The organism is Actinomyces sp. S6-Spd3 (assembly GCF_000758755.1).
Lineage (GTDB): Bacteria > Actinomycetota > Actinomycetes > Actinomycetales > Actinomycetaceae > Pauljensenia.
The window spans coordinates 86,809-99,969 of record NZ_JRMV01000272.1 but is presented as its reverse complement, the minus strand read 5'-3'; the positions used below and the strand labels follow the sequence as shown (position 1 = coordinate 99,969).

Below are 13,161 nucleotides of genomic sequence, written 5' to 3'. Positions count from 1 at the left end.
TCGAATGAATCACGAAAATGACGAGGCTAGGAGCTAGTCCGCCAAAAGCTTGAGCAGATGATCAAGGACCTTGCCGCCGGAGTAGAGCGATCCATCGTGCTGGTACTCGTTCGTGATGTAGTGATGCGCTCCCATAAGCTCACCGGTCTGAAGGGAGAGCTCGCGCGGGACAAACATGTCGTCGTAGTACACCGCGGCGGCGACGGGAACGGAATTCTCAGCCAAGGCCTCGGGGAAATAGACGGGAGTCGCATCCGTCGTTTCGGCGAGGATCTGTGCGACCTCCGCCAAGGGAGCGAGCCCCGGGTCCTCGTCGAAGACGCGGTGCATGAAGTGCTCGCCCGTGAGGTAGTAGGGCTCGGAAGTATCTAGGGGATCGGCGTCCTTCGCGAAACCGGGAACTTCTTCGGCCAGGCGGTCTGCCGCCCAATTTGTTGCGGTTCCGCGCAATTCGGGCGTTGCGCAGGCGTAGATAAATTCCTGGAAAACGCCGTAGATCGGCGCAACATTCGTCGCGTCACCGATTGCTTCCATGAATTGGGTGGACAGGCGGCGCTGGCCGTTGATGGTTACCCACGGGCCCTCGAGCAGGTAGTGGAGTTGGTCCGTGCGTCCCTGTCCGCCCAGCATCATGCCGATCTGACGGAAGCGCGCGCTGCTCAGGCGCTCGCCGGTTGGGAGGAGTTCCTCGGTGTCGCGAAGGTGCGCGGCGATCTGGCGGATCGTTGTCTCGTCCTCGGGGTGACGCTGGAAATAGACGCGGTTGCGCGCTGCTGTGCGCTGGTAGGTCAGGCGGTAGATCTCGTCGACATGGACGAGGCCGGGCAGGCCTCCCGTGATGAGGCTGGCTTTCAGGCCCTGGGGGGCAAGCGAGAGGTACGAAGTTGTGATGAAGCCGCCGTAGGACTGGCCGAGAGTCGTCCACGGTTCGTCTCCCGCGAGTTCTTGGCGGAAGGCCTCGGCGTCGTAGACGATCTGGTCTTGGCGGAAATAGCGCAGGTAATCTGCCTTTTCCTGCGGGGTCGCAAGGAAAGAAAGGGATTGCGCATCCATGCGGGTGGACTGGCCGGTGCCTCGTTGATCGAGGAGGACCACGCGGTAATCCTGCAGGAGACGATTCATCCATCCGCTATCGAAGGTGCCGAAACGAGGGCTTGGATAGCCGGGACCGCCCTGGAGGAAGACGGCGTAGGGCGCGTTTTCCTTGCCGGGACGCACGATCTCGCGCGCGAAGATCTCGATGGTCGGGTTATCAGCGCCGAGGGGGCGCGTGTGATCGAGGGGGACGTCGAGGCGGTGCTCGTAGACGGTGTGAGCGTGGTGGATGTAGGAGTTCGTACGCATGGGACAAGGGTAGCGCGGCGGGGTGTGTGGCGGGGGTGTGCGCGGTGTGCGGGGCCCGCGGATTTGCCTACTACTCCCCCCGAATGTCACATGAAGTCGGTTCGGAAATGGCGCGCGGCGTGCCTCCTACCGCAATGTCACACGAAGTTGGTGAATGTCGAGGGAAATAAGCTGTGTCATTCGTTGACTTCGTGTGGAGGGGCGAGGCGGTGTGTGCCTTCGCGTGGCGGGGGGGCGTGCGCGGCGTGCGGGACGAGGCCGGGTCAGCGCAGGCGATAGCGGCGCGGGCTCAGCGTGGGCAGCGGAAGTAAGGCTTCTAGAGCAAGTTCAACATGAGGATGTAGCTGAGGGTTCCGAGGCCGACGCTCCACAGGAGGCGCCGTTTCGTTGCCAGATGGACAACAACAGTGATGACGGTCGCGACAATCGCCGCCCACCATTGGGAGCCTGCAGAGCCCGCGTTATCGCTGAGCGTCGCCAAGACGAGGATCAGCAAAATCCCCGGAGGCATCCATACGGCCATATTCCGAACGAAGCTGGACTCGCGCAGGGGCTCGAGGATCTTGAAGGGGAGCGCGCGCAAGGTGAAGTCGATGACAAAGACGACCAGGAGGATTCCGAAGAGGTAGGGGAGCGAGTGAGACATCAGGCCTCCTCACCGGTGTGTGGTGCGTGCGCTTGATCGTCGTAACCGGAGCGCGTATCAGGGGCAGAGAATCCGTCGGCGGCAGGCCGCGACTCGGATGAGCAATCAGCGCTGGGGCTGGAAGCGCCTTCGCTTGGTTTGGCAAGCATATGGCGCACCACAAGGGCACCGACGTACAGCAGCAGTGCAAGCAAAAGCCTTTGTTTAGGCCAGATGAGCATCGCGATGAGGAACGATCCAGCCGCCAAAACAACCGAGGGAATGTCCTTAAGGGAGCGAATCGAGTCGACGGTGAGGGTGATAAACAGCGCCGTGAGCGCGAAATCCAGGCCCTGGATCTGCGCGGGAATGAAAGACCCTGCAAGAACGCCAACCATGCCGGAGGCTACCCATGTCGCGTGATAGGTAACTTGCATGGCAAGGAGACGAGGCTTTGTCCAGCCTTCGGGGCGCGCTGCGGTGATCGCATAGGCCTCGTCGACCAGGGCATACATGGAGAATAAACGCGCGAACCTACCCTCGACTAGGTGAAGAGGGAAGGAGAACGCGTAGAAAAGATGCCGGAAGTTCACCAGCAGCATCGTCACAGCGATGACGGCAATTGGAGTGTACGAGGCCGCCAAAGTGATGACGAGTAGCTCAGCAGATCCTGAGAAAGCTGCTATTGACAGTGCCGGGGCCATCCACCACGGCATTCCCAGCTGCATGACCAAGATGCCGTATGCGATCCCCAGAGGAATGTAACCCGCCGCGATGGGTGCGGTCATACGGATTCCGGTGAGGATTTCCGCGCGGGTTGAGGATGGCATCCCTCTATTTTTGGCTACCGGAACAGGACGTACATGCGGTGTTCACGAATTGAAACAGAACGTATCGGTTAACTCGCGAGGTCGAAGATCGTCAGTAACACGAATCACCGAGCCGAAATTGGAGAGGACTGGTGCATGAGGATCCGAGGCCCGTCTTCCCCAACAACCCAGGTACTAGTTTCGCGTAGTTTCCCGCCTGTCCACGTTAAAACGTAGGTCACGACCCAAGTGATACCTGGTGTTGCACGTGAAACAGCCTCTGAACTGGTGTGATTGGGCAGTGATGCTTGTCCTTCGCAGCGGTCTATCGCCGCAGAATCGCTCAGAACAGCGCTGTCTTCACGCAGTCTTTTCGCTGGGATCACCTGGAAATTCGAGGCTTCCGCGTGCTCGGGTGCGCGTCCTTCCAAACCTTGTGTGAGAGAACCGTTGTGCCAGATGCGTATGCAGCTGGGGGCTTCGAGTGCTTTGAGGGCAAGAGAGTCTGCCTGAAGCCATGCATCAAGGAATTGGCGCTCAAGCAGTACTTCCGGAGCTTCCGTCCCCGTCGTGCTTTCCGGAATTTCCCCGCCTGCCGAGGCCGCATCAGCCTTGCGCGTAATGGTCCCCAATTCCGCCGCGCTTCCCGCAGTACTGGCCGCACTCGACACTTCTAGGGTTCCAGCGGATACCCCAGCACCGGATTCGGCACTTTCAGTCGACGCAAACCCCGGGCCCGTGGGAATATCACGGCCATCGCGATAGGCTTCCGCACACGAGCGCGCGGCGTCATCGGCCCGCTCGTTGAGAGGATGACCCGCATGGCCCTTAACCCACTCGAAGGTCACGATGCGCCCCTGCATGGCACGGTCAATCTCTTGAATGAGCTCCAGGTTTTTAATGGGTTTCTTATCGGCCTTCACCCACCCGCGTTTCTTCCACCCCGGTGACCACTTGGAGATCACATTGATCGCGTACTGAGAGTCCGCGAGGATATGGAGCTCTTCGTCGACTAAACCGGCCTGAGCAGTGGCCTTAAGGAGTTCGAGGACAGCATTCAATTCGCCCAGATTGTTGGTGCCGCTGGGCCACCCGCCCGCATCCCAACAATCCTCTGAGACCACCCAGGCCCATCCGGCAGGCCCCGGATTACCCAGAGAAGAACCATCCACTGCGGCTGTAATCGTCATAGGAAGTTCCTCTACTTGGTGATTCCGACCTGATGAAGGGCGAAGGCAAATTCTTGAGCCCTGGCCTGCCAACGCCCCCTGCGCCCAGAAGCTCCCGCGTGCCCCGCAACCATTTCGGTACGGATCACGACAGGAGACTGATCGGGAACCTGCGAGGTGGCCTGTCGAAGACGCTGGACCCATTTGTGGGGTTCAACGTAGAAGACTCGCGTGTCATTGATCGAGGTGGTCGCCATGATCGCGGGGTAACGCACGCCTTCGCGGACGTTTTCGTAGGGGGTGTAGGAACGCATGAGCGCGTAGATCTCAGGATCTTCAATGGGGTTACCCCATTCCTCCCACTCGCCCACGGTCAGGGGGAGTGAGGGATCCAAGATGGTTGTTAGTGCGTCAACGAAAGGTACCCCCGCGATCACTGCAGCAAAACGATCGGGTTGTGCATTTGTGACCGCACCCATGAGAAGACCGCCCGCGCTGCGACCCTCGGCGATCAAACGTTCGGGGTGAACCCATCTGGAATCAACCAGATAGTTCGCAACGTCCAAGAAGTCGGTGAAGGTGTGTGTTTTCACCAGTTTCTTACCGTCTTCGTACCATGCGCGTCCCATTTCTCCGCCGCCGCGAATGTGCGCAATCGCGTGAACGACGCCTCGTTTGAGGGCAGGAAGACGCAAGATGTCGAATTCGGGGTCAAACGAAACCTCGTAGGACCCGTAGCCGTGGATCCACCCCGCATGTGTTCCGTCGGGCTGGGCATCACGCCGGTGAACCAAAGTGACGGGAATTTGAGTGTGTTCATCACGGGCGGTCACCCACACGCGTTCTTCCGTGAAATCAGACGGATCCCAGTTGGGAACCTGAGTGACCTTGAGGATACGCGACTTCCCTGTTCGCAGATCGAGTTCTTCCACGGTGGGTGAAGTCAAAACACTCTGATACCCCACACGAACAAGGCAGTCTTCAAAACGCCCAGAACTGAGGGGATAGAGGCTACGGATCGTGCCTTCTTTGTTGAGTTCTTCCCCGAGTGTCCACAGATCACTGCAATCCGAGGCCGGAACGGGCTTTCCGTTGACAACTTTGAGCGGGCGCGTGCGCCGATAGTAGCGTGCTTGGGGGAGCGCGTCACGCCTGTAGGACAGGGTGAAGAAATCGCGATATGCCTCGAGATCGCTCAGGCGCTCACCGTCGCGGGCTGTGTAGAGCGTCACCCAGTGATCGGGGTCCACGACCGAATCGGCGGCACCCTCTTGAGGCAAAGGAATACATGCCAAGCTTCCCTCGCGTGAAAGTGCTGTGTGGATGACAAGCAGGTGGTCGCCTGCGGGCTCAACATTGACCTGGACATCATCGCGTTTAGCAACAATAGGCCGCGGCGGAACGCTGGGAGCATAAGGATCCCACAGCCATGCGCCGCCACTGGTTGTTGAGGTCGAATGAACAACGACGTGCCAAGGGTCGTTCGATGCGGAGAACCACAGGTCATAGGCCTCGTCAGGTTCTTCCAACAGCAGGGAGTCACCATCGGCATCCGCACCCACGTGGTGATGCATGAGCTGGAATTGCCTCCACGCGTCATCGACTCGCGTGTAGATGAAGGACTGAGAATCCGCGGCCCATGCAAACCCATAGCCCGCGTCGCTGACACGCTGATCAATGATGTCGCCGCTAGACGCATCTTGAATGATCCACGTCCAGCGCTCGTCGCCTTCGGTATCTTGAGACCAGGCGATCAAACGCCCATCCGAGGTCGGCACCAATTCCCCGACCTTGAAGAACTCTTCACCTTGGGCGCAGAGGTTTTCGTCGAGAAGAAGCTGCTCGCCTTCCAGTGTTTCGCTATCTGCCAGCACCGGAGTGTCCGGGTAGCGCGAGGCCGACACGCGGTAGTGCTTCGCATAGGAGTCTTCGTGATACTGGCGCTGGAAATACCACCAGTCCCCAACGCGCTGGGGAGCCGAATACACAACCGGCGCGGTGAAAGAATCAAACTCCGAAACGAGGTTCTCAGCCAGCTCCTGCGCAGGCTTGCAGACCTGTTCCGCCCATTGATTTTCCGCATGGACATGGGCAATGACATCCGGGTTGTCACGCTGACGCAACCAATCCCACGGATCATCAAAATAGTCCCCGTGAATGGAACGAACGCGCGTCCCAAAACGCTGCGGGGCAACAGGAGCGGTCTCTTCAGTCATGTTCATACTCTAAGGGAGCACACCGGCATCTGGAGCGCACTTGAGCTGAGCCTTCCCAAACGCTCGACGAAATAAACGTTAAAATCTTTACCGTGCCCACACAGGAAACAGAACAAGTGACGCCCACCACGGCCTCGGCAAGCATTGAGCAGCCGGCCCCCGCAAACGGGGAGACCCCCGCAAGCGCACCCGCGAATGGGGAGGCCCCCACAAGCGCGTCCAAACCCCCCGCCCCCCAAAGCCTCGCGGAAACACTGCGCGCATGGATCAAGGAATTCATCCAATTCGGTCTGGTCGGCGCAACCGCATTCGTCATCGACATGGGGCTTTTCAACCTGCTCCAACACGGCCCGCTCGGCGTCCTTGCCGGCCACGCAAACACCGCCAACGCCGTGGCTGCCAGCATCGCAACCATCTACTCGTGGATCATGAACCGAGTGTGGACCTACCGCGGACGCACCCAAGAAAACGCCGGACGCGAGGCCTTCCTCTTCTTCTTTGCCAACCTCTGCGGCATCGGAATCACGCAATTCTGCCTGCTATTCAGTCACCACATTCTGGGATTGACTTCGCCGCTGGCAGACAATATTTCCGCCTATGTCGTGGGCTTTGCTCTGGGAACGGCATTCCGTTTCGTCTTCTATCACTACGTCGTTTTCACTGGAAATTCAACGAAATAAGCGTCGACGAGGCCTCGCACCCACAGCCGCACGCCTTCCGTACCCCCGTGAGTAGCCGGGTAATTTTCGCCATAAAAGCGCCTGCCTCCCTTCGCAGGAGTCCCGCCTCGGACGTAGAGTCGAAAGGTGAAATCGACGAATCTGAAGCACATTGATGACACCGCACTTGTTTTTGAGGGCGGTGGTATGCGCGGCGCCTTCACAGCTGGAATTGTCGCCACTCTGATCGAAGAAGGAATTGACTTCCCGCACGTTTCCGGGATTTCTGCGGGTTCGTCGAACACCGTGAACTACGTGTCTCGAGATGCCAAGCGCGCACACGACACCTTCACCACTGTCGCAGACAGCCCTGAATTTGGGGGCTTCCGTCACTGGATCGAAGGCCGCGGCATGTTTAACGTCGATTACCTCTACGACGAGATCGCCCAGCCTGACGGGGACGCACCCCTGGACCTCGATACCTTCCTTGCCAACCCAGCTGAGGTCCGGATCGGCGCCTTCAACGCCACTCGAGGCGAAGAAGTGTGGTTTACGAAAGACGATATGCGCACGGTGGAAGAAGTCGGCCGCTGCGTGCGTGCTTCGTCGACTCTTCCCATCATCATGCCCACGGTCACAATTGACGGCGATACCTACGTTGACGGCGCTCTTGGCCCCAACGGAGGAATCCCCTTGGACGCACCGATGCGCGACGGCTACCGCAAGTTCTTCGTCGTCCTGACCCGCCCGCGCGACTTCGTTAAAACCCCGACGAAACCGGGTGTGTGCTCCGCGCTGCGCCTGGCTTTCCCGCGTCTTCCTTCCATTGCCGAGGCCGTGGCCCGTCGCACCGTCGCCTACAACGCTGCTCGCCGCAAGCTTTTTCAATTGGAAGAACAAGGGCGAGCACTCATCGTGACTCCGGGAGACCTGGGCATCGACAAGATGGAAATGAATGTTGATCGCTTGGAGGATGCCTACGATGCGGGTGTTGTCCGCGCACGCGCAGATCTTCCCAGGTGGGAGGCCTTCTTAGGCCTGTAAAACCTGAGCTTATGGGTGTGGGGCCGAGCGGAATCCGCTCGGCCCCACACCCATTCGGTGTCCCTTATTCGGTTGCAAGAGCCGCCGAAGGACTGACTTTTGCCGCTCGACGTCCCGGCAGCCACGAGGCAACAAGGGAGGCAAGTACCGCCACCGCGATGACTGCCGCGATTTGGATCCACGGGATAGTGATGAAAATGGTGAGTCCTTCCAAGGGGAGTGCCAGGATCCCGACGGCCCCGAAGAAGATTCCGAGTGCGGAGCCGATGATGGCTCCGGTTACCGAAATAAAGACTGCCTCCAAGGCGAGCATGGTTTTCATTTGACGCTTGGTTAGGCCAAGAGCACGGAGCAGCCCGTTTTCCCGCGTACGTTCGGCAACGGAGAGCGAAAGAGTGTTGGCAACACCGACAAGAGCGACCAGAACCGATACTCCCAAGAGACCAACGACGATGAGCAGCATCTGATCGATCATCTTGGAGTACATCTCGCGCTCAAGCGCTGACCCGTTGACGATTAAGGAACTATCGATTTTTGCGAGGTCCTTCTGAACGCTTGCTGCCGAGACGCCGTCCTTCAGCTTGACGATCATGTCCGTCACGGGGGCTTTCGGATTGAGCTTGAGTAGGTTTGCTTCGCTGACTTCGTAGGTGCCATTGAAGTTCTTGGTGTATTTCCCCTTCAGAGTGAGGCATTTTCCCTCACTCGAGCACACTTTGACGTCTTTGCCATTCCAGGCTTCCATACCGACCAGGACAGTTGAGTCATCGATCTGCTCGACCTTTGAGTGGGCGACCGTCGAATAGTTCGGCTCCCCGAAAATCTGACTCTGCTCATCGGCATCGTCCTGCGCGTTACCTGCCGGCGCCTCTCCTTCAAGGTTTACGGTGCCGTAGATCGAGTGGGCGGGAATGCTTGCAGCAACGCCCTCGGTTGATGCGACGCGTGCCTGAATATCACTGCTGAGTTCCCCAGCCGTAATCGTACTGACGGAAAGATCGAATGGACGGCGCTCATTGACCTCGTTGATGAGGGAGTCTCGCATCGAAGACGCACCGACCATCATGGTGACAACCAGGGTGACGCCAATGACGATTGAGGTTCCGGTTGCGGAGGTGCGTCCAGGGTTACGGACAGCGTTCTCGCGTGCCATACGAGCGAGCATTCCCGGCCACAGACGGCCAAAGAGCTTGGTGAACGTGGGAACAACGACCGTGCAGATCAGCAGAATACCGATGAGGCATGCCATGGACATGCAGAAGGACAGGGCGAACTTCTGCGTGGCGCTGCTGATCTTCAAAGCCGCAAGGAGGCATCCACCACCGACAACGGCCAGGAAGAGGCCGACGACAAGGGTGAGGCGGCGCGCCGCGCGAGAAGAGGCGTCGGCCTCGTTCACGGGAGAAAGGGCGGCGATCGGCGGAACTTGAGAGACCTCGCGGGCGGGCTTGCGTCCGACGAAGACGGTGAGGAGCGTTCCGAATGCCCACACACCGATCGCGTAGGGGATGGATAGGGACGCGACGATCGAGAGGAAATTCTCTCCCTCGACCATATGTCCCAGGCCGAAACCGCCAACCAATATTCCCAAGATCACGCCGATGAACGACGAGATCGCGCCAATTGCGTAGGTTTCACGGCGAACAAGTGAACGCACTTGCTGAACGTCCGCACCGAGTGCACGCAGGAGCGCCAACTCGCGACGGCGTTGCTGAAGAATGACTTTAAACGTCGAGGACACGACAACCGATGCGACAAGAATGGCAATCGCGGGGAAAATCAGGGCAATCGCAGTGAGGAGGGCGCCCGACACCTGAATCGACTTGAGCTGTTGCTCAATTTCCGATGCGGCGCTTTGGACCTTCACTCCCTTGACGGTGCTGAGATTCGACTCGAGAGTCTTCACCCAGGTGTCCTGCTCGGCGGCAGTCGGGTTCCCGTACTTGTCCCCGGGAAGGTTCGTTGCCACGCGGATCTGCCCGGTCGGCCCCATGCCAACTGCCGAGGTGAAGCCCTCGGTGGTCACATACGAAGTAGCGGTGATATTTGATCCCGAGTCGTAGATCCCGCTGACCGTGAAATCGTGTGCGCTTTCTGTTCCTTGGGAAGTCAGCGTGAGGGTTTCGCCGACCTGGAGGCCCAGTTCTTTCGCCGAAGTGGAGGGGATTGTGATTTCCGAGGCCGTGGCCGGGGCTTTCCCCTGCGTGTACTTCAGTGAGAGGAAGGGATCCGGGAGGAGGGGAGAGAGGAAGAAGGCATCTCGCTCGTCATGAGCCTTGCCCATGAGGGGGTATTGCGTGGAGATGCCGACGGCTGTGACTCCCGGAATCTTCTCGATCTGAGAGGTCACCGAGGCGAATTGCTGGGTAACGCCTTCGGGGGTAGGTTCCTCGGCGTTGTCGTCGCGGGAGGGCTCGATGGTGACAAGTGCTGTCGTGCCTCGGTAGGCCTCGCGAATGCTTCGGGTGAGCGCCGAGGTCGTCGTGTTCGTGAAGAGCAAGGTCACGATGATGAAAGCGGTGGAAATTGCGACGGCGAGGCCGGTTGAGAAATAGCGGCGACCGTGGGTGCGCAGGTTTGCTCGAAGCAGAGTGGATGTTGAACTCACTGGTGTCACCTCAGTGCAGCGTTGAGTTCGTCTTCGCTGGCCCCGCGAAGGTCTGAAACGATTGCGCCGTCGCGGACAACTAGGACGCGGTCGGCATAGGAGGCCGCGTGGACGTCGTGCGTCACCATGATGACGGACTGGTCGAGTTCGTTGACTGCACGGCGCAGTAGGCCAAGAACTTCCTTGGAGGAGTGCGAATCGAGGTTACCGGTCGGTTCGTCTGCGACGATGACTGCGGGGCGGCTCATGAGTGCGCGGGCAACGGCGACGCGCTGCTGTTGGCCACCCGAGAGCTCGGAGGGCCTGTGGCTCAGGCGTTGTTCCAATCCCAGTGAGGAAACGATGAGCTTGAACCAGTCCTCGTCGACTTTCTGCCCGGCGAGCTCAAGGGGGAGCAGGATGTTCGCCTGTGCGTCCAGGGTGGGGATGAGGTTGAAGCTCTGGAAAACGAAGCCGATTCGATCGCGTCGAAGCTTTGTCAATTGGCTGTCTTTAAGCGCCGTGATATCGGTATTTTCAATGAATACGGTTCCTGAGGTGAGCGAATCAAGTCCGGCCAGGATGTGCATCATCGTTGACTTACCTGAACCTGAGGGGCCCATGATTGCGGTGAATTCGCCCGAGTAGAAATCGACACTGACGTTGTTGAGCGCGCTGACCTGGGTGTCGCCCGATCCGTAGATTTTGGACACGTGGGAGAGGCGAACAACCGGGGTTGTAGATGGAGAAGTATTCATGTTCTCTATCTTGCGCGCAGCGGTGTGCTCTCCACTATGGGGGGATGCCCCGGGTGTCCCCTGATTTTCCCCGGTGGTGACCCCGAGGCCGCAGCGTTTATGTGCGGCTGCGGGTGGGAGCGCCGCTTCCACGGCCTCGTTCCTAGTGCTGCGCTTCTCCGAGCTTCAGCCCTGGTTGTTCGCGCTTTCCCCCAGCCGCAGTCCCCTGAATCGATTCACCGCTGCTGCGACATCGACGAGGCGTGGGCGGGCAAGGTGCCCCGGCAAAGAATGCGCACCGAACTTGGCGACAACGTCCAAGCCCTCAGAATTCATCGCACGCTCAAGGCGGGCTAAGAGCTGGTTGATATCCAACTTCCCATCCGCGTACGTGAAGAGTAGCCCACGCACCATCCACGCAATCGCCTCGGTCTGTCCCGGGTCAACGATCTGCTCCACGTCGCCTAGGTCGAGGTGCACCTTATCCAAAGTGATCGAGGACAAGCCCGCAGCCTTTGTCTTTGCACGCTCGGGTGCGTGCAAGCGAATGGGGAAACGAGGCTCGGAGGGAGCACTCATCGGCAGGTCCTCATGGGGACGGGGCAAGCGCGAGACAACCTCGCGCGCACGATCGGTGACATCGACGCATCGATAGTGGTCCATCATGAGCACGCGATCAGCCTGATCGAGGTAATCGCCAGAACCCCCCATGACCAAAATCGTCGAAACACCAAGGTCGCGGTGAAGAGAGGAAATACGATCAACCAAGGGAGTGATCGGTTCCTTCTCTGCCTGGACGAGCTCGCGCATACGCCCATCGCGAATCATGAGGTTCGTTGCGCTTGTGTCCTCATCGATCAAGAGCAGGGGAGAACCCAGCTCAATTGCCTCGACCAAGGAAGCAGCCTGAGACGTCGATCCCGAGGCGTTTTCCGTCGAGAAACGCGAGGTATCAGCGTTTCCGGGCAGATGCGTAATAAAGGGAGAAACATCCACTCCCGTGACGGCGCGGCCATCAGCAGCACGGACCTTCATCGCATTCGCGACAGTAGCCACATACTCGCGGCCGTCCCCTGGGATATGCGCATAGACACCGCGCTGAATCGCACCCAGCAGCGTGGACTTACCGTGGTAACCACCGCCCACGATCACCGTAACGCCCGGCTCAATAGCCATCCCGCGGAGGGTGCCCGCATGGGGGAGCTCGACCTCGGCCTCGAGAGTGGAGGGGGAAGAGAAGGGGATAGCATCCGCGAGGGGGAATTGGGAGACCCCGCTGCGGCGCGCAAGGATAGAGCCGTTGGCGACGAAGGACACCCAGCCGTACTCGCTCAGGATGGACTGGAGTGCGCAGTAGTCCTCGTAGACCTCGATGTGGTGCAGAAGGTCCTGGCGTTCGCGCTCAACTTCGGGAATATCGCTGAGGTAGTCGAAAGTGTCTTGGACAGCATCAGGAATATCGAGGTCGAAAATCTGCGCGGCGCGGCGGCCCAAAATCGTGCGACCGCGCGCGGGCATACGCACCTCGAAGCGAAGTTCGACGCGGTCGGGTTTGACCGTGCAGGCGCTGCGCTCGAGGATCTCAACGCTGGGTGACATGACCTGAAGGTCATTCAGGCGCCTCTCGCGAAGCGAACGATTAAAGGCGCGAAGGAGGTAGTCCGCGCAGGCCAGGCGCGCCTCGGAAGAAGAAATCGCAGCTTGAGGGAGCCCCATTTCCTGCGGCGTCGAAATTGCGCGCACCTTCGAGGGCGGTGCATAGGGATCGGCCTGGATGCGGTCGATAGACAGGGAAAAACTGCCAAAATCCCATAAGCCTAGGACCGACTTATAGGACGGGTAGGAACGCCCGTCGAGTTGGTGAAGTGCGCGAATGAGATCGCGGTCGCTCCCGGTGTGCTTGCGGTACTCGGCGGTCGAACTCTGTCCGGGGATTCGCGCTGAGGGCGAAGAATCGCGAGGTGACATGGG

The 13,161-nt window shown here is 59.4% G+C and carries 10 protein-coding genes; 2 read left to right on the top strand and 8 right to left on the bottom strand.

Annotation, left to right across the window (positions count from 1 at the left end):
* Positions 1 to 33 precede the first annotated feature (33 nt).
* The 5 genes from HMPREF1627_RS02500 to HMPREF1627_RS02480 form a co-directional block, all read right to left on the bottom strand.
* The gene (locus tag HMPREF1627_RS02500; protein ID WP_034500866.1) at positions 34 to 1,344 is read right to left on the bottom strand and encodes an alpha/beta fold hydrolase; all 1,311 of its coding nucleotides are present in this window, start codon (positions 1,342 to 1,344) and stop codon (positions 34 to 36) included.
* A gap of 316 nt (positions 1,345 to 1,660) precedes the next feature.
* Positions 1,661 to 1,990 (bottom strand): branched-chain amino acid transporter permease, encoded by a 330-nt coding sequence (locus HMPREF1627_RS02495; protein WP_034500865.1) that lies wholly within the window; start codon positions 1,988 to 1,990, stop codon positions 1,661 to 1,663.
* A complete protein-coding gene (locus HMPREF1627_RS02490) occupies positions 1,990 to 2,799 on the bottom strand; it encodes an AzlC family ABC transporter permease (protein ID WP_052040798.1) in 810 nt (269 codons plus the stop codon). Before HMPREF1627_RS02490 ends, HMPREF1627_RS02495 begins: the two co-directional genes overlap by 1 nt.
* Before the next feature lie 104 nt (positions 2,800 to 2,903).
* On the bottom strand, positions 2,904 to 3,968 hold the full coding sequence (locus HMPREF1627_RS02485) for a ribonuclease H family protein (RefSeq protein WP_034500863.1): 1,065 nt from the start codon (positions 3,966 to 3,968) through the stop codon (positions 2,904 to 2,906).
* Between the two features lie 11 nt (positions 3,969 to 3,979).
* Positions 3,980 to 6,163 (bottom strand): S9 family peptidase, encoded by a 2,184-nt coding sequence (locus tag HMPREF1627_RS02480; RefSeq protein ID WP_034500862.1) that lies wholly within the window; start codon positions 6,161 to 6,163, stop codon positions 3,980 to 3,982.
* Between the two features lie 254 nt (positions 6,164 to 6,417).
* Here HMPREF1627_RS02480 and HMPREF1627_RS02475 point away from each other — a divergent pair, with 254 nt between their 5' ends.
* Together HMPREF1627_RS02475 and HMPREF1627_RS02470 are read left to right on the top strand one after the other, a co-directional pair.
* Complete coding sequence (locus tag HMPREF1627_RS02475; protein ID WP_107066751.1) at positions 6,418 to 6,843, top strand: GtrA family protein; 426 nt, start codon at positions 6,418 to 6,420, stop codon at positions 6,841 to 6,843.
* A gap of 126 nt (positions 6,844 to 6,969) precedes the next feature.
* Complete coding sequence (locus HMPREF1627_RS02470) at positions 6,970 to 7,866, top strand: patatin-like phospholipase family protein (RefSeq protein WP_034500858.1); 897 nt, start codon at positions 6,970 to 6,972, stop codon at positions 7,864 to 7,866.
* A gap of 64 nt (positions 7,867 to 7,930) precedes the next feature.
* Here HMPREF1627_RS02470 and HMPREF1627_RS02465 read toward each other — a convergent pair whose 3' ends face one another.
* The 3 genes from HMPREF1627_RS02465 to HMPREF1627_RS02455 all read right to left on the bottom strand — a co-directional run bounded on the left by HMPREF1627_RS02465 (position 7,931) and on the right by HMPREF1627_RS02455 (position 13,158).
* Positions 7,931 to 10,474: an ABC transporter permease gene (locus HMPREF1627_RS02465; protein ID WP_034500857.1), complete on the bottom strand. Its 2,544-nt coding sequence runs from the start codon at positions 10,472 to 10,474 to the stop codon at positions 7,931 to 7,933.
* A 5-nt stretch (positions 10,475 to 10,479) separates the two neighbouring features.
* Entirely contained in the window at positions 10,480 to 11,211 is a 732-nt protein-coding gene (locus HMPREF1627_RS02460; RefSeq protein WP_034500856.1) for an ABC transporter ATP-binding protein, read from the bottom strand.
* A gap of 165 nt (positions 11,212 to 11,376) precedes the next feature.
* A complete protein-coding gene (locus HMPREF1627_RS02455; RefSeq protein WP_034500854.1) occupies positions 11,377 to 13,158 on the bottom strand; it encodes an ABC-ATPase domain-containing protein in 1,782 nt (593 codons plus the stop codon).
* Between the last annotated feature and the right edge of the window lie 3 nt (positions 13,159 to 13,161).

Coding starts and splice junctions, on each gene's coding strand:
- HMPREF1627_RS02500 (WP_034500866.1), bottom strand. CDS start 1,344: ATGCGTACGAACTCCTACATCCACCACGCTCACACCGTCTACGAGCAC.
- HMPREF1627_RS02495 (WP_034500865.1), bottom strand. CDS start 1,990: ATGTCTCACTCGCTCCCCTACCTCTTCGGAATCCTCCTGGTCGTCTTT.
- HMPREF1627_RS02490 (WP_052040798.1), bottom strand. CDS start 2,799: ATGCCATCCTCAACCCGCGCGGAAATCCTCACCGGAATCCGTATGACC.
- HMPREF1627_RS02485 (WP_034500863.1), bottom strand. CDS start 3,968: ATGACGATTACAGCCGCAGTGGATGGTTCTTCTCTGGGTAATCCGGGG.
- HMPREF1627_RS02480 (WP_034500862.1), bottom strand. CDS start 6,163: ATGACTGAAGAGACCGCTCCTGTTGCCCCGCAGCGTTTTGGGACGCGC.
- HMPREF1627_RS02460 (WP_034500856.1), bottom strand. CDS start 11,211: ATGAATACTTCTCCATCTACAACCCCGGTTGTTCGCCTCTCCCACGTG.
- HMPREF1627_RS02455 (WP_034500854.1), bottom strand. CDS start 13,158: ATGTCACCTCGCGATTCTTCGCCCTCAGCGCGAATCCCCGGACAGAGT.